A 23,777-nucleotide genomic window follows, 5' to 3' on the forward strand; every position below is an offset into this window, starting at 1 on the left:
GTGAAAAAAAGGAATCATCTGACAACCCATAAGGAGTGATGATCATGGAAACAACAACACCTAGTGCCGTTCAGAAAGCGTTATTAAGAGGGAAAAATAAGCAGGACCCGTATCACCCATTTGATTGGTACGCCAAAATGCGTCAAGAATCCCCTGTTCATTTTGATGAACACAGCCAAACATGGAGCGTCTTCACCTATGAAGAAGCAAAGCGAGTCACCATCGATAAAGATACCTTTTCTAGTCAACCTCCTCAAGACCACCGGAAACATTCACTGATGAAAACAATGGTCATGATGGACCCGCCAAAACATACACGAATCCGTTCCATTGTGAGCAAAGCCTTTACACCCCGGGTGATGAAATTGTGGGAACCACGCATTCAAGAGTTAATGGATGATCTCATTGCACAAATAGAAGGTAAGGAAGAGATTGATCTTGTTCAAGACATCTCCTATCCGCTTCCTGTCATAGTCATTGCAGAGCTTTTAGGTGTGCCAACAGAACATAAACAATCCTTTAAAGAATGGTCCGATATTCTCGTCAGCATGCCTAAAAGTGAACATGAAAAAGATGTCGTTGAATGGCAAAAAACACGGGATCAAAGCGAAGCGGACATGATGGCGTTTTTTGCTGACATCATTGAAGAGAAGCGGCAGAACCTTAGTGAGGATTTGATTTCGCTTTTAATCCAAGCGGAGGAAGATGGAGATAAGCTGTCCGCAGACGAATTAATTCCTTTCTGCAATCTTCTCCTGTTAGCAGGCAACGAAACGACCACCAACCTGATCTCCAATATGATCTTTAGTTTGTTAGAAAATCCGGGGTCGTATGAAGCGCTCGCTCAATCACCTGACCTCATTCCTCGAGCTGTGGAGGAGGCTGTCCGTTTTCGTGCCCCTGCGCCTACCATCGTCCGGTATGTCACAGAAGACACCGAACTTGGAGGAAAAGTCTTGAAAAAGGGAGACAGTGTGATTGTCTTTCTTGCTTCTGCGAACCGGGATGAGCGTCAATTTCCAAACGCACATGAGTACGATATACACAGGCACACTAATCCCCATATTGGCTTTGGCCACGGCATTCATTTCTGCCTAGGCGCACCACTTGCTCGCCTGGAAGCCTGCACTGCCATCAAAGCCATACAGTCACGATATGAATCACTAGAGCTTCTCTCTTACGTCCCAATGACAAGCAGCGGTATGTATGGACTAAAAGCACTGAAGCTCCGTGTCACGCCTCGTTGCTAACAAAAAAGGCTCCCACAAGATGGGAGTCTTTCTTAATCAGGTGTAATTCCTTCTGTATTCATGAGCACCACTCGATATCCATCTGGATCTTCAATCGTCACGCCTCCTCGATCCCAGTACGGGTTCGTAGAGGTGACATGCCGTCCGCCAAATGCGATCAGTCTCTTTTTCATCTGCTGAAATTCTTCTTCATCCGGAATATAGAATACAAGCAGCTGCTCTGGGTGGGGAACAGGCAAGCTTTCGTCTTCTTCATGTTTGGTGATTTCCAGATGAACATGCTGGTGAGGAAGCCCAAGCATGACCCCATCATACCCTTCATGCTGATCAAATGAGCCTATTCGTTTCAGCCCTAAACCTTCTTCATAAAAAGAAACAACCTCTTTCATATTGACAGTCGGACGTGCGATGCGTAATTGAGCGGCTTCGAATTGTTGAAACTTCATCAGTCATCACTCCTTTTCTCTCCCTTTAGTATACGCTCTCTTTTTCTCCCACTCCTCCTCATTTCGACTGTTTTTCAGTCATTCTTTCGATGTAGATGGATCAAAAAAGCCCAGCTTCTTGAGCTGGGCTTTAAGCACCGGGCGGAACACCCGCATCGTCAAATCTTCTCTCTAAGTTGACGAATTTGTTATATTCTTTCACGAAAGCCAGTGATACCGTTCCAACTGGACCGTTACGCTGTTTCGCAATAATAATTTCAATAATGTTCTTATTCTCTGATTCTTTGTCATAGTAATCATCACGATAAAGGAACGCCACAATATCGGCATCCTGCTCAATACTTCCTGATTCACGAATATCAGACATCATCGGACGTTTGTCCTGACGCTGCTCTACCCCACGAGAAAGCTGTGATAAGGCAATGACCGGCACTTCAAGTTCTCTTGCTAGTGACTTTAAAGCCCTAGAAATTTCAGATACCTCTTGCTGACGGTTATCGCTTGATCGTCCACTCCCTTGGATGAGCTGTAAGTAGTCAATCAGGATCATGCCAAGCCCGTTTTCTTGCTTCAAACGACGGCATTTCGAGCGAATTTCACTGACTCTAATACCAGGTGTATCATCAATGAAAATCCCACTGTTTGATAGCGAACCCATCGCCATTGTCAGCTTACCCCAGTCCTCTTCTGTGAGGTTACCGGTTCTTAGGTTTTGTGCATTGATATTTCCCTCGGCACAAAGCATACGCATGACCAGCTGCTCAGCGCCCATCTCTAAACTAAAGATGGCGACACTTTCATCTGTCTTGGTCGCGACGTTTTGTGCAATATTTAACGCGAAGGCTGTTTTCCCTACGGACGGACGAGCCGCTACAATAATCAGGTCATTTCGCTGGAAGCCAGCTGTCATCCGATCAAGCTCTGAGAAACCCGTTGGAATCCCAGTGATATCACCTTTTCGATTATGAAGCTGTTCAATATTATCATATGTCTGAACAAGAACGTCTTTAATGTTTTGGAAAGCTCCTGAGTTTTTACGCTGAGCCACTTCCATAATGGTTTTTTCAGCATCACTCAATAGATCTTCTACTTCATCCTCACGCGTATATCCATCCTGTGCAATGGTTGTCGCTGTACGGATCAGACGTCTTAAAATGGATTTTTCTTCTACAATTTTTGCATAATATTCAATGTTTGCGGCAGTTGGGACAGAGTTCGCAATATCTGTTAAATACGAAATCCCGCCTACCTCTTCTAGTAAGTCTGTATTGGCAAGTTCTGATGTCACCGTGACAAGGTCAACCGGTTCCCCTCTATCACCAAGTACAAGCATCGCATTGTAAATCTTTTGATGCGACATTCTATAGAAATCCTCTGGAATTAATACTTCAGAAGCGAGCGTTAGCGCAGATGGTTCTAAAAAAACAGCACCTAATACGGCCTGCTCGGCTTCTATATTTTGCGGCGGCAGCCGGTCATCGAGAAGTTCCGTCATGCCAAGCACCGTCCTTTCATAAAAAAATACGCTACTCATCATTTTAACATTTTCATCAATAAAAAAGTGAAAAACATCAACTATAGTCAAAATTACCATGTCGATGTTTCATTGAACAGCGAAACAACACACTTCAAATAGAAAAGACTCTGTAACATAAATTGTTATAGAGTCCTTTGTATCGCTAATGGGATTTGTAGCTGTTGTTGTTCACACATGTGATCGATACTCCAACATGGCATGAACACGCACATGATCAAATATTGAAAATATCACGTGCGTTTTTTAATCTATCGTTTTCTTAACTCCGTAATTCACCTTTTGTCCAATGTCATATAAAGACCCGTTTTCATACCCAATAGATAACACCAAATCGGGAATAGAATCATACCCGTTCTTCGCTAAATCAAAGAGTTGTGCACCATAATGTGATGCAGCAATACGGGCATTTTCTGCTGTGTATGGGTTTTTCAGAAGTTCTTCTTTGTAGATATCAAAAATATTCGCTCCGGTATCCGTTACAAATTGACCGTTTACAATGCTTAAATCTTTTAAATTGTAGCCTGTTACCGTTTTGATTTGATTGACAAGGTGAAACTTTGCAAGTGAATCCGGCGTGAATTGAGTCGAATCATCATTTCTACTTTTCATAATATGGAAAAATAGTTCTCTTGTATTGTTGCTTGTATTTAATATGTCTTCTATTTGTTTGATCAATGATTCATCAGTTGATCCGCTCACCACTAATTTGAAATGATTTGGATCAATGGTAAAAGTTAAATTGGCGTTTTTAGGAATGTTCAAACCATTGGTAGAAAACAAAGCTTGCAGTTGTTCGTTCACCTTTTGGCGATTTAATAGTTTCTTTTCTACACTTTCCTGGGTAGGATCGTACCGTTTTTCATTACGGAAAATAGCATCATTGAAGTCATATTGTCCACCTTTATTATTCCTTGCCCAACTCATTTCCATCGTATAAGCAGCTTCTCTCTCCACTTTAGTTAGATCACTTCTGAAATAAGAAGAGTATGGATTTCGATACTTATCATATATATGGCTCTGAGGATCTTTGAATCGTTTATTTTGTTCATTTATTTTTTCGTATTTTTCATCTAATATTTTCATCCGCCTATCAGATTCGGTCATCACTTCGTTTGTACTTTTAATAGCTGATTGGCTATTGAAGTCGGTAAGGTGCTGATTGTTTAGAACAGTTGCTGCGTTTGATGTATTGATCTTCACTTTGATACTCCGTAATTCACCTTTTGTCCAATGTCATATAAAGACCCGTTTTCATACCCAATAGATAGCACCAAATCGGGAATAGAATCATATCCGTTTTTGGCTAAGTCAAAGAGCTGTGCACCATAATGTGATGCAGCAATACGGGCATTTTCTGCTGTGTATGGGTTTTTCAGAAGTTCTTCTTTGTAGATATCAAAAATATTCGCTCCGGTATCCGTTACAAATTGACCGTTTACAATGCTTAAATCTTTTAAATTGTAGCCTGTCACCGTTTTGATTTGATTGACAAGGTGGAACTTTGCAAGTGAATCCGGCGTGAATTGAGTCGAATCATCATTTCTACTTTTCATAATATGAAAAAATAGTTCTCTTGTATTGTTGCTCGTATTCAATATGTCCTCTATTTGTTTGACCAGGGTTTCGTCTGTTGATCCACTCACCACTAATTTGAAATGATTTGGGTCAATGGTAAAAGTTAAATTGGCGTTTTTAGGAATGTTCAAACCATTGGTAGAAAACAAAGCTTGCAGTTGTTCGTTCACCTTTTGACGATTCAATAGTTTCTTTTCTACACTTTCTTGGGTAGGGTCGTACCGATTTTCATTACGGAAGGCGGCATCATTAAAATTATAATACCCTCCTCTCCCATGGTTAGCCCAACCAATTTCCATAGAGTAAGCAGCATCTCTTTCTGGTTTGGTTAGGTCACTTCTGAAATAAGGAGAGTATGGATTTCGATACTTATCAAATATATGACCATGAGGATCTTTGAATCGTTTGTTTTGTTCATTTATTTTTTCGTATTTTTCATCTAATATTTTCATCCGTCTATCAGATTCGGTCATCACTTCATTTGTACTTTTAATAGCTGATTGACCTTTAGAATCTATTTGGTTCAGATTGTTCGAAGAACTGGCTGTATATGACGTATTAATATTCATTTTGATTCTCCTTTTTTAAGAAAATAGTGATTATTAAATATATCGGCAATTCAGTTAAAATTTGTTAGTTTAATGTCGATATAGTAATTATTACAAGTAGGGTTAATATATGACAAATACTATCTTTAAACGTTTATTATTACCAGCATTATTATTGGCGCTTGTTACTAGTTTTTTTGCACCTAAGTCAGCGGAAGCAGCAATTACCGGGAATAACAGTCCTAACACTGCAAGTTCAATGGGATATTGGAAAAATAGTCGTTCAGACACGACAATCTTACCTGAAGGTGAAAATGAAGCGTATTATCAGTTTACGATCAATAAAGGTGAAAGAGTTTATGTCAGAAGTTCGTATAATAAGCAATATACTGGGATGAAAATCGAGGTTTATAACTCAAAATATTCTGATGCGAAAACAGAAGTAATTAATCCTGATTCAGTAACACCCTTTATTTTTGCAAATACTGGTGACGTGACTTCAACTTCAGAAACTTATTTTGTGAAAGTAACCCGTGGTACATATACCGGAGACATGTATTTTTCTGTTTCCATTCAAGATCGTATCAAATCTGGAAATGGGACATTCAATTTTACGGGGACGGCTACAAACTTGGGGAATTCTTCTTTAAATTTTTTAGGGGTTGATTCTTCTGTCATTACAATGGATTTAACGAACAATTCTTCTATTCCTAAAAGTGCAATTGTCAAATCGATTACGACAACTAGCACTCAAACACCCAACCAAGGGAATGTCACACACAAACTAATGGCTAGTGATAGTAACATTTGGTATCAATCACTTTTCTCCTCTGCAACAAGTGGTTCTTATCGTATATCTCTGGATGATCAATTAAGAGTCGCTCAAAAATGGAGCTTTAAGTACAACGCAAAAGCTACCGCGAGATCTACTATGAGCAATGTCAAAGCCGATATCCGTTACGAATATGATGTCACAGATGGATTTTAATTGAATGATGTTTACAGATATGTACACCAATATGATCAAAAAGTAAGGGCACATCCCTTACTTTTTTTATTGCCTCAATTTTGATGTTATATGTTATTTCGCCACTTTTAAAACAGCCCCTCCTCTTTCAACACGCTCTCTAGCAGAACCCCGACTGACCATTTCATTTTGTTATGAATGAAAATGTTAAAAAGAAGAGTAGTGTATTTTTGTATGAAAGGACGGTGCTTGGTATGGCGGAACTTCTCGATGACCGGCTGCCTACGCAAAATATAGAAGCAGAGCAGGCCGCATCAATGAATTGGGCGAAATTAACATTTACATAACTTTATGAACATTTGACTTTATAATTAATAACTATTATTATTTGGTTTGCTCACATGATAATTGAGAATCATTTTCATTTGAAGTTTTCAAGTAATACTCTCATCCAACCAATATTCACAAGTCTGCTTTTATCACCATATGAGGATCATTTTGAGGAAGGGAATTTTTATATATGTTGAAACACCCTGAAGGACTGGGTACTGAGAATTCACTTTTCGGAGAAAGCCGTCCCTTTTTTATACCTGGGACGGAGCAACTGGATATCACAGCACACCCATACAGACTTTTTATATTTAAACCGAATGCTACTCCTCCAGCGGCTGGTTTTCCAGTCATGTACGTACTTGATGGAAATTCGCTTTTTGGCACAATGGTCGAAGCCATTCGTTTACAGTCAAGAAGACCTGAAAAAACAGGAATCATACCTGCAATCATTGTTGGAATTGGCTATCAAACAGAAGAATCCTATCATCCGCTTAGGCATTATGATCTCACTTTTACCGCCCCTGATGCTTCCATTGGGAGGAAAAGAAAGGACTTCTCCAACCATACATATGGCGGCGCTTCTACTTTCTTTTCTTTTTTAGAAATGACGGTAAAGCCCTATATCGAACAACGCTTTCCGATCAACCAAAGTCGTCAAACACTGTTTGGGCATTCTCTTGGTGGTCTTTTTGTATTACACACACTATTTGAGCACCCTGATGCTTATCAGACATATATTGCAGGGAGCCCTTCTATCCACTGGAACAAAAAATTATTTCTAGAAAAAGAACACCAATTCACCAACTATATACGTCAGGTGCCTATGGATGTCAGGCTGCTTGTAGGTGTAGGTGAGTTAGAAAAACATCATCCATGTCAAATGAATGATCATGCCAATTCACTAGCAAATCGTATGTTGCCTTTATCGTCATACGGCTTGCATACTGCCTATCACGAGTTCCCTGAAGAAGGACATACGTCCGTTTTGCCGGTGCTGATGAATTATGCTTTTCGTTTTGCACTCTATCATGATGATCCTTTAACAACCACAGACATGGAAAAAAGCTAGTGAACACACGAAACATAGTGATCTATCTCAAAAGATTGCCCTTATCACATGCGCAGGACGGACAACGAATGCAAGTATTTCTCTACACACTACGCACCCTGATCTCCATCAGGGTGCTTTTTTGACAGAATAAACACACCATTTTCCAGCTCTTTCTGATACAATTCAATTGAGAATATTTATCAATTAATAAGAGATCAGGTGGTTTTATGGGAAACAATCATCAATTATGTACAAAGGTAAATGCTGAACAATGCATTTATCGATTAACATATACTGAAAAAATAAATAATGCAGATCTTCCACATACGGAGCAGCAGTTGTCAGATACTTTCTGCCTCCTCTTTAACATAAGCGGCAGCGGTTTACTTACATTGAATGATCAAAGATGGCGATTGAAAAATCTGACACTCTATACGATGATGCCTGGGGAAACATTTATGTTGAAAACAGAGCCACATCAAAAACACGAGCTCTATCTGTTTCGCTTTCAGATGTACACGCCGCAAGGTCAAAACATAGAAGAAGTATCAACTGAACATGCCCGCTCTTTACTGAATGTATGGCAATTTATCGATATTAGCTCGATTGAACACATTCATTCTTTACTGTCCGACATGACAGCAGAATGGCAAAAACCTGAATCCATTAGCTTTTTTAGAAGCCAAACCCTTTTTCAACAGCTCATGATGCAGCTTTTCACACTGCATAAAGAAGACATTTGTGACACAACACACGCCCTTTTTAAAACAAAACAATATATCGATCAACATTCCGAAGAACCTCTCAGCCTTACAAGTCTATCTCATATGGCTGGTATCAGCGCCAATCATTACAGCGAGCTATTTAAAAAGCATTTTGATGTGAGTGTCACTGATTATATCACCAAGAAAAGACTGGCTAGAGCCAAACAGTTAATGGCAAAAGGTCATGCAAAGCTCAAAGACATTGCACAGGACATCGGCTATCAAGACCCCTATTACTTTAGCCGCATCTTTAAGAAAAAAACGGGTATCACTCCTTCTGCTTATATGAAAAGCCGTCAACGGAAAATGGCTGCCTATGGCCATTCCATACTCGGTCAGCTCACACCCATTCATATCATCCCATATGCTGCCCCTCTTCACCCTAAATGGACAGCACATGATTTTGAGCATTATGCAGAAGAAATTCCGATTCATCTGAGTGCACATCGTATCAACGAACACGCTGAAGCCAATTTACAGCAATTGAAGGAAGCACAACCTGAGCTGATCATTGCCAATGATCATGTGACAGAGGAAGAAAAACAAGCGTTGAAAACCATCTGTCCTGTTCACTTTGTTCCATTCACACAATTGGATTGGCGCGCTCAATTCAGACAAACAGCTCTGTTCTTAAACGAAACGAGGGAAGCAGAAGAATGGCTCCTTCATTACGAAGAACTCGTCATTCAAGCGAAAAAGGCATGCCTTATTGATCATCCACCAAGAACCGTCCTGCCTCTTCGTATCTTTCAAGATCAGCTCTACTTATCTGTCAATCGTACTATGGCAGAAGTAATTTTTCATGACATTGGCCTTCTACCAGCTTTTCAGAATGATGGACAGCTAATAGAAAAAAAAATCAGCATTCACTCTATACAGCAGTTAGACCCAGATGCCATCTTCCTCTTGTTGCATAAAGAACCAAAAACCATTGCTTTTTATCAAAAGTTAAAGCAACAGGAGGCTTGGCAAAATCTCAAGGCTGTGACGCAACAAGCCGTCTATCCACTCGCTTCTGACCCTTGGCGTGAATACACAGCAGCCAGTCATCAACGAGTCATTCAGGACCTTTTATCTTTTTTTCCGTAAAAAGTCCATCACTAGACAGATGATTGTCTATGGATAAAAGGACGAATGACTACTACAATCTTTAATTGAGAACAATTATCAGTTAAAGGAGAAAACAAATGAAAAAATGGTTCGCATTGCTTATCCTTTGTATCATGACGATCATCGCAGCAGCCTGTGGTGCTGCAGAAAATAAACCGGCTTCCAACACAACCAAAAGCAAGTCAGCTGAAGCAGCAGAAACAAACATCAAATACTTAGATCAAACGTACAAACTGAAAACACCAGTGAAACGAATCGTCATTGCTGGAAGCCTAGAATCGATGGAAGATGCAAAACTACTTGGTATCGACCCTATTGGTGCTTCTACTGTCGGCGGCACTTTCCCTGAATTATTTAAAGACATTACAGCAAAAACAGAAGGCATTGGGGAAAAAACTGAACCGAACCTAGAAAAAATCTTAAAACTAAAACCAGACGTGATACTCGGATCAACCAAGTTCCCGCCTGCAACAATTAAAAAACTAGATAAAGTTCAAACGACGATCCCAGTATCACATGTCTCTTCCGACTGGGAAAGCAACCTTTTATTACTCGGTGAACTGACTGGAAAAAGTGAAGAAGCGAAAAGCATCATTTCTGATTATCAGAAAGATCTCAAACAAGCGAAAGAAACCCTGAAAGACAAAAGCAACAACAAAACAGCTGTCATTTTACGCATTAGACAGGGCGACCTGTACGTGTACCCTGAAGACGTATACTTCAACTCTACTTTATATGGGGACTTAGGATTTACAGCACCAAGTGATATCAAAAAAGCCAAAGCACAAGCAATGATTTCATTGGAACGCCTAGGCGAACTCAATCCTGACTATATCTTTGTTCAGTTCTCCCAAGAGGAAAACTCATCGAATCCAAATGCATTGAAGGACTTAGAGGGAAATAAAATTTGGAACAGCCTAAAAGCTGTGAAAAATGGGCACATCAATGAAAATGTCGTTGATCCTATGCTTCAGGGAGGAACAGCACTAAGCAAAACTACCTTCCTTGATCAGGCTGTCAAATGGCTAGATCAAACCAACTAAAAAGATGCGCATCTTGACAAAGGGCTAAACATTTTAGTCCTTTGTTCTTCTTTTCAGCGGAGCTTGAAAACTTGAAGGAGAGAATACACATGAACGGAACGTTTCTATATGACGAATTGAACGGGCGGCAGCTTGATATTTACCTTCCACCGGACACCTCTATTGATGTTCCAGCTGTCTTTGTACAAGATGGCTCTTCTTTGTTTAGAACCCACCTGCTAGAGATCGAAAGCATGATTGAAGCCAAAACCATCTCGCCAATCATCATCGTCGGTATACACCCCTTCAATCGACTTGACGAATATACACCATGGAAGGCATCAGCACTGCATTCTGGATTCCCTGACTTTAAAGGTGAGGCACAGACATATGTGTCATTTTTAGCAAATGACTTGCTTCCATATATCAAAAGAGAATACCCAGTTAAACAGACCGGTCATGAACATAGCCACGTAGGTGCTTCATTAGGTGGACTCTTTGCTATTTATACCTTATTCATGTACCCTGACCTTTTTAAAAACATCGCGTCCCTATCCGGGTCATTTTGGTATCAAGATTTTCTATCGTTTGCTAAACAACAAAGCATTCAGTCTGTGGACCACCTTGTCTATTTGTCTGTAGGCAGTGAAGAAGGGAAAGGCAAAACATCTGCCCAACAGCACATGCCTTTATTCAACAAACAACTCCATGATCTTTTATTACAGAAAGGGATGCAGGAACGAAAGCTTCACTTTCACATTGAACAAGGAGAGGGCCACCATCTGAAACAATTTCAAAAAAATTTCTTATCGGCCATCAAGTGGTTTTATAAAAGAAAACCCAAATTTTTTATCAGCAAGTCACAAAGTCGATATGGTATATTGGAACGTATAGATTGAAAGAGGAGGGATTTGCGCATGAGACCTTTACAAATCTCAGCCGATACCGCACAAAAGCTTGCTGCATCACTCAATGTACCGTTAGAGCAAATCATGCATATGCCGCAGCACATCTTATTAGCTAAATTAGCGGAGCTTGAACAGAAGAAAGATCGTTCTTAAAGAAATAAAGGAGTTTACATTCATGGAACAACAACTAGAAAAATCAACATTTCATCCTCGCAGTACAGGGCAAACCATTTTGCTGATTGCTGGGATTTTACTCATTGCCTTTAACCTGAGGCCAGCCATTACGTCTGTTGGTCCTGTGATCGGTGCCATTCGTTCTGATTTACAGCTTTCAAATGGACTTGCTGGTTTCCTCACGACATTACCACTGCTCTCATTCGCATTGCTTTCTCCTATTGCACCTAAAATCGGAAAACGTCTTGGGAATGAACGAACACTTTGGCTTGGGCTTGCTGTCCTGCTCTTTGGGATTGTCATTCGTTCATTTGGTAGCATCACCTTTTTAATGATGGGAACGGCGCTAGTCGGCGTCGGGATTGCGATTTGTAATGTGCTTTTACCTGGACTTGTGAAACATAAATTCCCTGCACATGCTGGATTAATGACAAGCGTGTATACGACATCGATGTCCGTTTTTGCTGCACTTGCATCTGGTGTCAGCGTTCCGCTCAGTCATGCAATGCCTGGCGGCTGGAATACATCATTCCTTGTCTGGGCCGGACTTGCCCTTCTTGCGATGATGGTGTGGGCGCCGCAGCTTCTTCATCAGAACACAGCGGCTGTCAAAAGCATTTCACTCAAAGAGCAGCCAATATGGCGTTCACGTGTCGCATGGCAGGTGACCTTTTTTATGGGCTTGCAATCATTCCTTTTCTACAGCAGTATCGCATGGTTTCCTGATATTTTAACATCACATGGCATGAACTTAGCGACAGCGGGATGGATGCTGTCCATTATGCAGTTCACTGGTCTGCCATCGACCTTCTTAACGCCCGTTTTTGCAGAAAAATTAAAAACGCAAAGACCGCTTGTCGTCGGCCTTGTCCTTGTGTATTTACTCGGCATGATTGGTCTCCTTCTCGGAGGGTCGACGCCTATTCTTGTCATCTCTGTGCTATTCATCGGCGTCGGACAAGGGGCCAGTATCAGTCTTGCCCTCACATTTATTGGATTAAGAACAACCAATATGGAACAAGCAGCTGCCCTCTCTGGAATGGCGCAGTCACTCGGTTATTTATTAGCCGCTGTTGGTCCATTCATGATCGGTATCCTTTTTGATGTGACACATACATGGACGCCATCCATTATCATCTTTATCATCGTCCTATTTTTCATGTTTATATCCGGTATGCGTGCTGGACGAAGCGTCTATATTTCAGATCCATCATAAACAAAGAACCCGCCTCACGAGGAGACGGGTTCTTTTCTGTTTATGCTTGTTCTGTGACGTGCACTTTTAATGTTGCTTGTACTTCTGGGTGAAGCTTCACCGGTACATTTGTGTATCCTAGCGCACGGATGGCATCATTCAACTCGATTTTACGCTTATCGAGTTTGATTTGATGTTCTTTTTGCAATTTATCAGCGATTTGTTTGCTTGTAATCGATCCAAATAGACGACCGCCTTCACCTGATTTAGCAGTGAGTTCCACTGTCAGCGCCTCAAGTGTTTCTTTTAATTGTTTCGCTTGCTCAAGCTCTTGGATGGCATTCTTTTTCTCTTTGTTTTTCTGCCCTTCCAATGCACTTAGGTTCGTTGGAGTTGCTTCAACAGCTAACCCTTGTTTGATGAGAAAGTTGTGAGCGTATCCGTCTGCTACATTTTTGACTTCGCCTTTTTTCCCTTTGCCTTTTACGTCTTTTAGAAAGATGACTTTCATCTTTGAACCCCTCCTTCGAAATATTCATCTATGGCAGCTTTTAACTTCTCTACCGCTTCTTCAATGGTTATACCATAAATCTGGGTCGCAGCGTTAGTCAAATGACCGCCGCCATCTAATGCTTCCATAATGATTTGAACGTTGATATCCCCTAACGATCTTGCACTAATACAGACCGTATCGTCATCTCGCCTTGCGACAGCAAATGATGCTTCAACCTCACTCATCGACAAGAGAGAATCAGCCGTCTGTGCAATCGTAATTTGATCATAATACTCAGATCTGTCAGACGGCAAGGAAGCAATCGCTACCTGATTTTGATACAGCTCTGTATGCTGAATGAGCTTTGCCCGTTTGATGTAATGATCGACTGTTTCTTTCAAAAACTTTTGCACAAGGACAGGATCTGCCCCTTTTGCACGAAGGTAGGATGCTGCATCGAACGTTCTTGACCCCGTTCTGAGGGAGAAACTCTTCGTATCCACGATGATCCCAGCAAGAAGTGCTGTGGCTTCAATCATGTTAATTCGCAATTTCTTCGGCTGATACTCTAACAGCTCTGTCACAAGTTCTGCTGTAGATGAAGCATACGGCTCCATATAGACAAGTAAAGGATCACGGATAAATTCCTCACCACGTCTATGGTGGTCAATGACAACGACGTTTTCAATCTTATTTAGCAGTCGTTCTTCCATCACAAGGGACGGTTTATGTGTATCTACGACCACAAGCAATGTGTCATCCTTTGCAAGCTCCATCGCTTCCTCAGGCGTGATAAAACGGGACCAAAGTTCTTCATAATTCTTAATTTCACTAATTAAGCGTTGAACGCTGTCCCCAATCTGGTTGGCATCAATGACGATGTAACCTTCTTTTCCATTCGCCTGAGCAACCTTTAAAATCCCGATCGAGGCACCGATAGAATCCATGTCGGGGAACTTATGCCCCATGATCATGACATTACCGCTTTCAGATACAATTTCTTTTAAAGCATGTGAAATGACCCGTGCGCGTACTCGTGTCCGTTTTTCCATTGGATTGGTTTTTCCACCGTAGAATTTCACTTTCCCATTCGGCTGTTTAATCGCTACCTGATCCCCGCCTCGTCCGAGGGCAAGGTCAAGACTCGACTGCGCAAGTGCACCAAGTTCTTTTAAAGAAGGAACAGACGCACCGATTCCAATACTAAGGGTAAGTGTGGCGCTATGTGCCCCTGTTTTCTCACGAACCTCGTCTAAAATGGAAAACTTCGACGCTTCAAGCTCTGCTAAGATGCTCTCGTTTAATACCGCCATAAATCGTTCAGATGAAATTCTTTTTAAGAAAATGCCGTATTCTTGTGCCCAATTGTTTAACAACGATGTGACTTCACTATTAATCGCGCTACGCACCTGATCATCGAGACCTTGTGTGACATCATCATAATTGTCTAAAAAGATATAAGATAACACCGTTCGTTCATTTTCATACTGTCTTTCAATCTGCACTTGTTCCGTGACATCAAAGAAATATAAAAGGCGCTCTGACCGTTTAATAATGACTTTGAATTTCCGGTCATTCAGCGTCACATTTTCTGTCTCAACCTCTTGTTTAATAAGAGGCACAATGGATTCAAATGTATCATACAAGGATCTGCCGACAAGTGTGCTTTCATGGAAGCACGAAGCGAGAAATGGATTGGTCCATTCGATATAATACTGGTCATTAAACAGCATAATACCAATTGGCATCTCCATTAATGCTTCTTCTCCAACCTTTTTGACTCGATAGGATAATGTTGAAATATATGAATCAATCTCTTTTTGTACCTGCGTATCTGCCCACTTTAAAAAGTAGAGCACACCCGCAAGGACTAAAAGACCAACCGCTCCTATGATCCAATTAAAATAAAGGTTGAGGAGGACTGTGATCACCGCAAGAACAATTAACGCGAAGATCGGATACTTGATGACAGGTTTTCGATAGAAGCTTGGCACTGATATCAACTCCTCAACATTCAGAGTGAATTATTTGTTTTTACTTTTTCTCTTAAATCAAAGCCTATGTCAGCAATCCCTATAATACGCACAATCACACCGATTGGCGGAAAGAGAATCGTCAATACGACGGCAAAAATGGGTACCACTTTTGAGATGTTTTTTTCGTGGCAATAATAGAAGATAAAAGAAAAGCCCTGAATAAGCACCAGTATAAATAAAATTTGAAAAGCACTCGTTTGCACGAGCGATAAAAAGCTGCCTTTCTCCGGCTGAATCAGCATCAAAAGCAGTGTGAGTAAATAATACCATACCATGCTTTTTGGCAGTCGCATATCCTTAAATTTCTTAAGAGCTGGCATGTCTGGAACAAACCGTTTGATCAACGGCCGCACAAACCAATGATTGACGAAAGACATCAGCGTGACAAAAATCAAAAGCGCTACAGGTAAAGAATTTAATGCCGTATCCTGCATCTCTCTAAACTGCTTGAGTTGTTTTGCTATGTCCTGGTCAGAAGCGCCAGATTGTTTTAAGGTACTCTCTACCATCGGCATGATTTGGTCAATTGATTCCTTTGCGACACCCAGTATATCTACTTGAAACAGCTGGACACTGACAACAAAGTAAATGAGAAAACTGAATAAATAGATCAGCGCACCCGTAATGATAGCCTGACCTGGCTGCCTCCTGCTGTAGAAAACACCCATACCTATTCCAACAGCAATCAACATTGGCGCACTTAACAGCCCATTAATAGACCCAATTAAAAAGCTGATCACTATGCCAATAGTGCCAGCCGCAATTCCTTTTTTCAAGCCATGCCTGATTGTATAGAGAATGATCGGAATCGGAGCAGCCATGAAGAAAACAATGGATAAAAGTGGCACATACAAATAAAACAGCGTCATTACCGCAAAAATACTGATCATGATAGCGCCTTCTACTAACGCTTTTGTTTGTTTCACACCTTCACCTCAATCCAATCATTTTTCTATATCTTGCTCAATGTGTACTTCTATGTATACGTACGATGTACGCTCCGTCATATCTTGACCCAACCTTTATTTTACCATAGCCGCAAATCGCAAGTAAAATGCAGGCTATCTCAAGAGCGTTTCACGTGGAACAACTTAGATCGTCTTGTACATGCAACTTTTCAGACAGCATGTTACAATTTTTTAGATTATTCTTAGCTATAAACCCTGAATTCAAGGTCAAAAGCTGTTAGAATAGAAACATCATCAATAAAAGTAAGAAGGAGAATTCACATGGGAAAAACACTCGTATTCGGACACAAAAACCCTGACACAGACACGATTTGCTCTGCTATCGCTTACGCTGATCTGAAAAACAAAATTGGCGTTCAAGCAGAAGCTGTCAGACTTGGAGAAATCAATGGAGAAACACAATACGCATTAGATTTCTTTAAACAAGAAGCACCTCGTTTCATTGAAACGGCTGCAAACGAAACAAAACAAGTCATTCTTGTCGATCATAACGAATTCCAACAAAGTGTAAGCGATATTGATCAAGTACAAGTGACAGAGGTCATTGACCATCACCGTATTGCCAACTTTGAAACAAGTGAACCTCTTTACTATCGTGCTGAGCCAGTTGGCTGCACAGCAACGATCTTAAACAAAATGTACAAAGAGCACCAAGTCACAATTGAAAAAGAAATCGCTGGTTTGCTTTTGTCTGCGATCATTTCTGATTCCTTGCTATTTAAATCCCCAACATGCACACAGCAGGATGTTGATGCTGCGCATGAGCTGGCAAAAATCGCAGGAGTAGACCCTGACGTATATGGTTTAGATATGCTGAAAGCAGGAGCTGACCTAAGCCAAAAAACAGTTCAAGAATTAATCACACTGGATGCAAAAGAATTTGCACTAGGTAACAGCAAAGTCGAAATTGCACAAGTTAATACAGTTGATATTGCTGAAGTAACAGCAAGACAAGCTGACATCGAAGCAAAAATCAATGAAGTTATCGCAGCGAAAGGTCTTGATCTATTTGTTTTAGTGATCACAGACATTCTAGAAAATGACTCTCTTACGCTTGCACTTGGTGCTGAAGCAGCAAAAGTAGAAAAAGCATTTAATGTCACACTTGAAAACAACACTGCTTTACTCAAAGGTGTCGTATCAAGAAAGAAACAAGTCGTGCCTGCACTAACAGACGCACTTTCTTCATAAACTCAAAAAGACTGCTGACATCTTCAGCAGTCTTTTTTCTTCTTTTAGTGAATGTACATATTGCTGACAAGAACATCCTTTAGCACACTTGTTGGAATCGTGAATTCAACTACACCCATGTAACCAGGCGCCACATCATATTCGTTGAAGGAAATCACCAGTTTGCCTTTTGAATTGATATAGAAGCTTTGATCTGGCTGAATCTTCTTAAACGGGTCAACCGTATCTTGCTTCGTCATCCAGTAAATCTTATTTGAATCCTCTTTCATCTGTTTCTTCATTTGTTCTTTAATATTTTCACTAATCACATCAATATAACGGTCATCTTTAAACAGACTTGGTAATGTAATGAGTACATGGTTTTTCTTATCCACCGTATCATATGTCATTTCCTCTGCCGCAGAAGCCTGAGTTGTCACCTTGTATCGACCTAGTGAAAGAATTTGATCATTATTTGTTCTTACTTCATATCCGCTCTCTACACTCAAATGACCATTTTTATAACCCTTTGTTTCCTTTTCAAAATCTTGATACAGCTTTTTGTTTTCAGCTAAATATTTTTGATTCAGGCTGTCTTGTAATTTTCCGTCCCCAAGCCCTGAAACGTGTGGTGTTTTGAGATCAATATTTGTTCCCTGATCGCTCTTTTTAAATTCTGTGAACGTCACGACTTTCACAAGCTCTCCAATGACGGGTACTTCTGAAATCGCTCTTGCTGCCTGCGGACTGACATTTACAGTGGTGACAAATAAAGCAGCCGCAGCAACCAGTCCGATCGTCCATTTCTGAAAATGAGGTTTCTTGTTTTTTCGTTTTAATGTCCGTTCAACCATAGCATCGTATTCCGGGGGAATAGGGATTTCTAAATATTCCTCTTTTAACTGTTCCAAATGCTTATCCATTTATATTTCCTCCTGCGATAATTCTACTTTTAAAAGCCGCAACGCCTTATATAATCTTGTTTTAATGGTGTTTTCATTTTCTCCAAGAATATGAGCAATGTCCTCTAGCTTTAAATCCTCAAAGAATCTTAATATAATGATGACCCGATACATCTCCGGCAAATCTTCTATCGCCCGTCTGACATCTTGATCCTCATAGACATCCGATTCACCCTGTGATAAAAATTCCAGCGTGTCATCGTCTGTCACTTGCACACGCTTCTTCTTTCGTAAAAAGTCGAGGGCAGCGTTTACGACGATTTTATAAAACCAGCTATGCATCTTAGTCGCATCCTCTAATCGGTGAACAGATTTGAGTGCTTTATGAATCGCCTCTTGAACGACATCCATCGCATCTTCTGGGTTTTTGACATAGCTATAGGACAATCGATAAAAACTGTGTTTATGCTCCATTACGTAATCCGCAAATTGATCATCAATCTTTCGTTTCTTCATTTTACAAAGAGCTCCTTTATCTTAAATGCGCATCTGTTATTTCTTACATTGGATAGACGCGCATCTGTTAAAAATAGTTTGCGCTCCATTATTTTTTTAACATGTCATCCCATTTACGTTTCTATACAAAAAGAGCGAACCTGACGGGTTCACTCTTTTAAAGCCGTTATTTTTTGATAAACAAATGGTTTGAGTGGTGATAGCGGATGAATGATGGACACTCCTGTTTCCTGCTCCACCTGCTTTGCAGCGTGAACCATCGAGAGCTGCATCACACAAATATCTCCATGCTGCTGCTTCACAGATTGCCTTAACTGTTCCATGATTCGCTCATGGTAGGCTTGTATATCACCGTTCAAGCAAAGATGAAAGACATCCTCTAGCACAACCACTTCTGCCTTCAACTGCTTTCCCCGCTCTTTTACATATGAAGACAGTCGCTTCATCGTTCCTTCTACTGTATCTGGGTTTGAAAACACCAGCTGAAGCGGACCCTCTCGCTCACAAATCTGCTCAAATAACGGCTCATCTATCGGAACAATTGGTTGTTTGAACAGGTGCTGCTGCTCCCCCAAAGCCGCAATGTATTGTGTACACGTTAATAAAACAAGATCAGCCTCTCCTTCTTGCATGAGTCTGTTGATGGCATAGGTTTGCTGCTGCTCAAGATCAAATGCGGGATCTTGTTTGGCTCGTTCCATAAAGGATGAATCGACGATGTGATGCAGATCAAATCCTGTGTCATAGAAAGCGTCGTCAATGTAAGAAATATTAGATGGATGTGCGTGAAGGCAGTGTAATCGAATCATTAGGTCCGCTCCTCATAAAAGTTTTCACTCATTATATCAATCCTTGTATGAAATAGGGAGCAACATGACCATATTGTTAGGGAGATATTGAAGGAGGGATTCTACCTTGAAAGAAGATCAACAGCCTAAATCATCTTCAGAGTCAGAAGAAACCTTGACGAATCGACAAGGTCACCCGGTAACAGATAATCAAAACATGAGAACCGTTGGGAATAGAGGACCGACTACGCTTGAAAACTACGATTTCCTAGAGAAAATCAGTCATTTTGATCGTGAACGCATCCCTGAACGTGTCGTTCACGCACGAGGTGCCGGCGCACACGGATACTTTGAAGCCTACGGTACATTCGGTGACGAACCCATTTCCACTTATACAAGAGCCAAATTATTTCAAGAGAAAGGAAAAAAGACCCCTGTCTTCGTTCGATTCTCTTCTGTTATTCACGGCGGACATTCACCAGAAACTTTACGCGATCCGCGGGGATTTGCGATCAAATTTTATACAGAAGACGGCAACTGGGATCTCGTTGGGAACAACCTCAAAATTTTCTTTATTCGAGATGCTTTGAAATTCCCTGATTTGGTTCATGCCTTTAAGCCTGATCCTGTCACCAATCGTCAGGATGGCGAGCGCATTTTTGATTTCGTTTCACAATCACCTGAAGCAACACATATGGTGACATTTCTCTTCTCACCATGGGGCATTCCCGCCACATACCGGCACATGCAAGGCTCTGGCGTCCATGCCTATAAATGGGTGAATCATGAAGGAAAAGCAGTACTGGTCAAATATCACTTTGAACCGAAGCAAGGGATTCGCAACCTGACACAAGAACAAGCCCAAGCCATTCAAGGGGAAAACTTTAATCATGCCACACAGGATTTATATGAAGCCATTGAACAAGGGGATCATCCTGAATGGGAAGTATACGCTCAAATCATGGAAGATGACACCCACCCCCATCTAGACTTTGATCCACTCGATCCGACAAAGCTCTGGTACAAGGATGACTATCCATGGAAACCGATCGGACGAATGGTGCTAAACAAAAATCCAGAAAATTATTTTGCTGAAGTGGAACAGGTTGCCTTTGGGACAGGGGTTCTTGTAGACGGATTAGATTTCTCAGATGATAAATTGCTGCAAGGACGTACCTTCTCATACTCTGATACGCAGCGATATCGTGTGGGGCCAAATTATTTACAGCTGCCGATCAATGCACCGAAAAAGCATGTTGCCACCAATCAGCGAGATGGGCAAATGGAATATCATGTGGATCAAGGAAAAGGACAAAACCCCCATGTGAATTATGAACCGTCCATTCTAGGGGGATTAAAAGAAGCGCAGCAAGATGGAAAGGATCATACGCCTTTTGTAGAGGGTGAAGTCAAACGAGAAGCCATTGACCGCCCGAACAATTTCGGACAAGCGGGAGAAACCTATCGCCGCTTCAATGATTGGGAACGTGAGGAACTGATTAAAAACTTAGTCAACACCTTAGCTACCTGCCAAAAAGACATCCAAGACCAAATGATCGAAAACTTTACAAAAGCTGATCCTGACTACGGAAAACGTGTGGCCGATGGCTTAAAAGCCTTCAAACAAGAGGAGCCAAGCGGACCAATTGGATCAACAGGCGCGGCACAGGCTGTCAACGATGCGATCAACAACAGCACCCCTTCAGATCCTTATTAATGAAAAAAGAATGCAGCGGAGTGGCTGCATTCTTTTTGTATACATCTATTAAGCGTTTTGACCTTTTTTGATCCATTCTGCTACATTCACTGTACGTTTCGCCTGATGTTTTGCGGCTGCTTCTGCATCCTCTTGGATCTTTCCATTTTGGTCAACAGTCACACTCACACCATAAGGGTTACCCCCTGCGCCGTATAGGGAATCATCCGTGTAGCCAGGAGCGGCAATAATAGCTCCCCAGTGGAACATCGTTGTATACAGGCTCAGAACCGTCTGCTCCTGTCCGCCATTTGGGTTTTGTGCAGATGTCATCGCACTCACTGCTTTGTTTGCTAGTTTCCCTTGGAACCATAAACCGCCTGTTGTGTCTAAGAATTGCTTCATTTGAGCCGGTAAGTTACCGAAACGTGTCGGCATGCTGAAAATAATGGCATCTGCCCACTCTAAGTCACTTAACTGAACCTCAGGGACATCTTTTGTTTCATCTAAATGTGCTTTCCATGCTGGATTTGATGCAACAACTGCTTCTGGTGCCAATTCAGGAACCTTTAAAATTTTGACTTCAGCACCAGCTTCTTTCGCTCCAGCCTCCGCCCATTTCGCCATCTGATAGTTTGTACCTGTTGAACTATAATAAATAATCGCTAGTTTTACGTTTTCCACTTGTTCCATCTCCTTTTGTTTGGTTTGCCCAAAAAGCTTCTGTAAAAATCCCACCTGTATTCCCCACCTTATTTAAATTGACGACGATACCACAATGCCGCAGCATCGACTTCTTCTCTCGTTAGCTGATGTCCACGATTTTCCCAATGAAGCGTTACGGATGCTCCCGCCTCCTGAAGCAGTTGCTCCAGTTCCTGAGATTCCTCAGGACGGCACATTGGATCATTTTCACCAGCTGCTATAAAGACTTGTTTCCCCGCTAATGAAGGTAATGAAACCCCTCGTCTTGGGACCATTGGATGATGCAGGATCGCTCCTTTCAGCGCATCTCCGTAATGGAATAACAGACTTCCAGCAATATTCGCCCCGTTTGAATAGCCGATGGCTACAACATTGTGACGATCAAATCCATACTTATCTGCTGCTTCCCCGATAAATGTATATAATTCCTCTGTACGCTCAATTAAATCTTGCTCATCAAAAACACCCTCTGCCAAACGCCTGAAAAAACGCGGCATGCCGTTTTCTGATACATTTCCTCTCACACTAAGAACAGATGCTTCAGGGTCTACCACTTCTGCAAGCGGCAATAAGTCTTGCTCTGTCCCGCCAGTTCCATGCAGCATGAGAAGGACAGGTTTTTGTTCATTCTTTCCTTTTTGAAAAAGATGCTTCATCATGAATCTCCTTTCCCTTTGATTTCTCTTACCTCAATCGGCAGCACGATTTGTTCAATTTGACTACGCTGCGCCTCATATTGCGGCGGCAGTTTCAACGCTTCACCCATCGTTTCCACAGATTCATCGTGTGCAAACCCTGGAGGATCGGTCGCAATCTCAAATAATATGCCGCCAAGCTCTCTAAAATAAATGGCATTGAAATAATTTCGATCTTGCACAGGCGTCACTTGATATCCGCTTTGCGCAACATGTCTTTGCCAATCTAATTGATCCTGATCATCTGTTGCTCTCCACGCAATATGATGTACAACACCCACGCCCATACGTCCTCGTGCAACAGGTGTCTTGTTCACATCAATGACATTGCCGATTTCTCCAAACGAACGGAATCTCACATAATCTCCTTCCGTGCCGACTTTTTCAAGTCCCATCGTTTGCTCTAGCAACTGCATCGTTTGCTCAGGCTGTGAAGTTAATAAAACAGCTCCGCCAAACCCTTTAATTGCTACTTCTGGTGTCACCCCATTAAATGTCCAGTCATTCTGTTTTCCTTCTTCACGCTCTACAAGTTCTATCAATAAACCGTGCGGATCTTCAAAAGAGAGAAAGGCCTCACCAAAGCGTTCAATCATTTCATAAGAAACGTCAAACTGCTCAAGCCGTTCCTTCCAAAAAGAGAAGGCACCGGTCGGTACGACATATGTTGTCACACCTACTTGACCTGCTCCAATTTGTCCCTTTTGTGCACCTGGCCAAGGGAAAAACGTAATAATGGTACCTGGAGAACCTCCTTCATTTCCAAAATATAAATGGTATGTGCCTGGATCATCAAAATTGACGGTCTTTTTCACGAGACGCAGACCTAAAACACTTGCATAAAAATCAACGTTCTCCTGAGGATGACCAACAATTGCTGTGATATGGTGAATTCCTGCTGTTTTCTTCACTTCTAATGACCTCCTCT

Annotated in this window: 23 protein-coding genes; 10 read left to right on the forward strand and 13 right to left on the reverse strand. The window is 41.4% G+C overall.

Going from position 1 to position 23,777, the window contains the following annotated elements:
• The first annotated feature begins 44 nt into the window (after positions 1 to 44).
• Positions 45 to 1,250, forward strand: a complete 1,206-nt coding sequence (locus tag NSQ11_RS19000) for a cytochrome P450 (RefSeq protein ID WP_048002618.1) — start codon at positions 45 to 47, stop codon at positions 1,248 to 1,250.
• Between the two features lie 32 nt (positions 1,251 to 1,282).
• Here the strand turns inward: NSQ11_RS19000 and NSQ11_RS19005 are convergent, their stop codons facing one another.
• The 4 genes from NSQ11_RS19005 to NSQ11_RS19020 form a co-directional block, all read right to left on the reverse strand.
• On the reverse strand, positions 1,283 to 1,696 hold the full coding sequence (locus NSQ11_RS19005; RefSeq protein WP_017359894.1) for a VOC family protein: 414 nt from the start codon (positions 1,694 to 1,696) through the stop codon (positions 1,283 to 1,285).
• Positions 1,697 to 1,826: 130 nt separating this feature from the next.
• Positions 1,827 to 3,191 (reverse strand): replicative DNA helicase, encoded by a 1,365-nt coding sequence (gene dnaB / locus NSQ11_RS19010; RefSeq protein ID WP_003214779.1) that lies wholly within the window; start codon positions 3,189 to 3,191, stop codon positions 1,827 to 1,829.
• A 285-nt stretch (positions 3,192 to 3,476) separates the two neighbouring features.
• Entirely contained in the window at positions 3,477 to 4,433 is a 957-nt protein-coding gene (locus NSQ11_RS19015; RefSeq protein ID WP_342501201.1) for a DUF4885 family protein, read from the reverse strand.
• On the reverse strand, positions 4,430 to 5,377 hold the full coding sequence (locus NSQ11_RS19020; protein WP_242731370.1) for a DUF4885 family protein: 948 nt from the start codon (positions 5,375 to 5,377) through the stop codon (positions 4,430 to 4,432). The genes NSQ11_RS19015 and NSQ11_RS19020 overlap by 4 nt, the downstream gene beginning before the upstream one ends.
• A 109-nt stretch (positions 5,378 to 5,486) precedes the next feature.
• Here NSQ11_RS19020 and NSQ11_RS19025 point away from each other — a divergent pair, with 109 nt between their 5' ends.
• The 7 genes from NSQ11_RS19025 to NSQ11_RS19055 all read left to right on the forward strand — a co-directional run bounded on the left by NSQ11_RS19025 (position 5,487) and on the right by NSQ11_RS19055 (position 12,901).
• Entirely contained in the window at positions 5,487 to 6,344 is an 858-nt protein-coding gene (locus tag NSQ11_RS19025) for a hypothetical protein (RefSeq protein WP_008347513.1), read from the forward strand.
• Between the two features lie 499 nt (positions 6,345 to 6,843).
• Positions 6,844 to 7,725, forward strand: coding sequence for an alpha/beta hydrolase-fold protein (locus NSQ11_RS19030; RefSeq protein ID WP_242731372.1), 882 nt, complete (start codon positions 6,844 to 6,846; stop codon positions 7,723 to 7,725).
• A gap of 209 nt (positions 7,726 to 7,934) precedes the next feature.
• A complete protein-coding gene (locus tag NSQ11_RS19035) occupies positions 7,935 to 9,560 on the forward strand; it encodes a helix-turn-helix domain-containing protein (RefSeq protein WP_144741064.1) in 1,626 nt (541 codons plus the stop codon).
• A 98-nt stretch (positions 9,561 to 9,658) separates the two neighbouring features.
• Entirely contained in the window at positions 9,659 to 10,624 is a 966-nt protein-coding gene (locus tag NSQ11_RS19040) for an iron-hydroxamate ABC transporter substrate-binding protein (protein WP_035704087.1), read from the forward strand.
• Positions 10,625 to 10,713: 89 nt separating this feature from the next.
• Entirely contained in the window at positions 10,714 to 11,502 is a 789-nt protein-coding gene (locus NSQ11_RS19045; protein WP_048002629.1) for an alpha/beta hydrolase-fold protein, read from the forward strand.
• Positions 11,503 to 11,520: 18 nt separating this feature from the next.
• A complete protein-coding gene (locus tag NSQ11_RS19050; RefSeq protein ID WP_008347524.1) occupies positions 11,521 to 11,664 on the forward strand; it encodes a YycC family protein in 144 nt (47 codons plus the stop codon).
• Between the two features lie 22 nt (positions 11,665 to 11,686).
• Positions 11,687 to 12,901 carry an MFS transporter gene (locus NSQ11_RS19055; RefSeq protein ID WP_035390129.1) on the forward strand — a complete coding sequence of 405 codons (1,215 nt, stop codon included), beginning with the start codon at positions 11,687 to 11,689 and terminating at the stop codon, positions 12,899 to 12,901.
• 40 nt (positions 12,902 to 12,941) lie between these two features.
• Here the strand turns inward: NSQ11_RS19055 and rplI are convergent, their stop codons facing one another.
• The 3 genes from rplI to NSQ11_RS19070 are packed head-to-tail and all read right to left on the reverse strand — an operon-like array spanning position 12,942 to position 16,335.
• Positions 12,942 to 13,391 (reverse strand): 50S ribosomal protein L9, encoded by a 450-nt coding sequence (gene rplI, locus NSQ11_RS19060; RefSeq protein WP_007497423.1) that lies wholly within the window; start codon positions 13,389 to 13,391, stop codon positions 12,942 to 12,944.
• Entirely contained in the window at positions 13,388 to 15,367 is a 1,980-nt protein-coding gene (locus NSQ11_RS19065) for a DHH family phosphoesterase (protein ID WP_017359884.1), read from the reverse strand. The genes rplI and NSQ11_RS19065 overlap by 4 nt, the downstream gene beginning before the upstream one ends.
• A 20-nt stretch (positions 15,368 to 15,387) precedes the next feature.
• Complete coding sequence (locus NSQ11_RS19070) at positions 15,388 to 16,335, reverse strand: YybS family protein (RefSeq protein WP_074041763.1); 948 nt, start codon at positions 16,333 to 16,335, stop codon at positions 15,388 to 15,390.
• Positions 16,336 to 16,638: 303 nt separating this feature from the next.
• Between NSQ11_RS19070 and NSQ11_RS19075 the strand changes: the two genes are divergently transcribed.
• Positions 16,639 to 17,568, forward strand: a complete 930-nt coding sequence (locus NSQ11_RS19075; RefSeq protein WP_335357808.1) for a manganese-dependent inorganic pyrophosphatase — start codon at positions 16,639 to 16,641, stop codon at positions 17,566 to 17,568.
• 44 nt (positions 17,569 to 17,612) lie between these two features.
• Here NSQ11_RS19075 and NSQ11_RS19080 read toward each other — a convergent pair whose 3' ends face one another.
• From NSQ11_RS19080 to NSQ11_RS19090, 3 genes are all read right to left on the reverse strand, one after another.
• The gene (locus NSQ11_RS19080) at positions 17,613 to 18,470 is read right to left on the reverse strand and encodes a DUF3298 and DUF4163 domain-containing protein (protein ID WP_057078787.1); all 858 of its coding nucleotides are present in this window, start codon (positions 18,468 to 18,470) and stop codon (positions 17,613 to 17,615) included.
• On the reverse strand, positions 18,471 to 18,965 hold the full coding sequence (locus tag NSQ11_RS19085) for an RNA polymerase sigma factor (protein ID WP_007497431.1): 495 nt from the start codon (positions 18,963 to 18,965) through the stop codon (positions 18,471 to 18,473).
• 149 nt (positions 18,966 to 19,114) lie between these two features.
• Positions 19,115 to 19,774 (reverse strand): hypothetical protein, encoded by a 660-nt coding sequence (locus NSQ11_RS19090; RefSeq protein WP_060832808.1) that lies wholly within the window; start codon positions 19,772 to 19,774, stop codon positions 19,115 to 19,117.
• A gap of 106 nt (positions 19,775 to 19,880) precedes the next feature.
• Between NSQ11_RS19090 and katX the strand changes: the two genes are divergently transcribed.
• Complete coding sequence (katX, locus tag NSQ11_RS19095; RefSeq protein ID WP_048001993.1) at positions 19,881 to 21,470, forward strand: catalase KatX; 1,590 nt, start codon at positions 19,881 to 19,883, stop codon at positions 21,468 to 21,470.
• Between the two features lie 48 nt (positions 21,471 to 21,518).
• Here katX and wrbA read toward each other — a convergent pair whose 3' ends face one another.
• From wrbA to NSQ11_RS19110, 3 genes are read right to left on the reverse strand one after another with little or no spacing between them, the layout of a single operon-like run.
• Entirely contained in the window at positions 21,519 to 22,142 is a 624-nt protein-coding gene (wrbA, locus tag NSQ11_RS19100) for an NAD(P)H:quinone oxidoreductase (protein WP_045034926.1), read from the reverse strand.
• A gap of 59 nt (positions 22,143 to 22,201) precedes the next feature.
• Positions 22,202 to 22,813, reverse strand: coding sequence for an alpha/beta hydrolase (locus tag NSQ11_RS19105; protein ID WP_024718443.1), 612 nt, complete (start codon positions 22,811 to 22,813; stop codon positions 22,202 to 22,204).
• Positions 22,810 to 23,760, reverse strand: coding sequence for a ring-cleaving dioxygenase (locus NSQ11_RS19110; RefSeq protein ID WP_025208338.1), 951 nt, complete (start codon positions 23,758 to 23,760; stop codon positions 22,810 to 22,812). The genes NSQ11_RS19105 and NSQ11_RS19110 overlap by 4 nt, the downstream gene beginning before the upstream one ends.
• Positions 23,761 to 23,777 lie beyond the last annotated feature (17 nt).

Source organism: Bacillus sp. FSL W7-1582 (assembly GCF_038593325.1).
In the GTDB taxonomy this organism is placed as follows: domain Bacteria; phylum Bacillota; class Bacilli; order Bacillales; family Bacillaceae; genus Bacillus; species Bacillus altitudinis.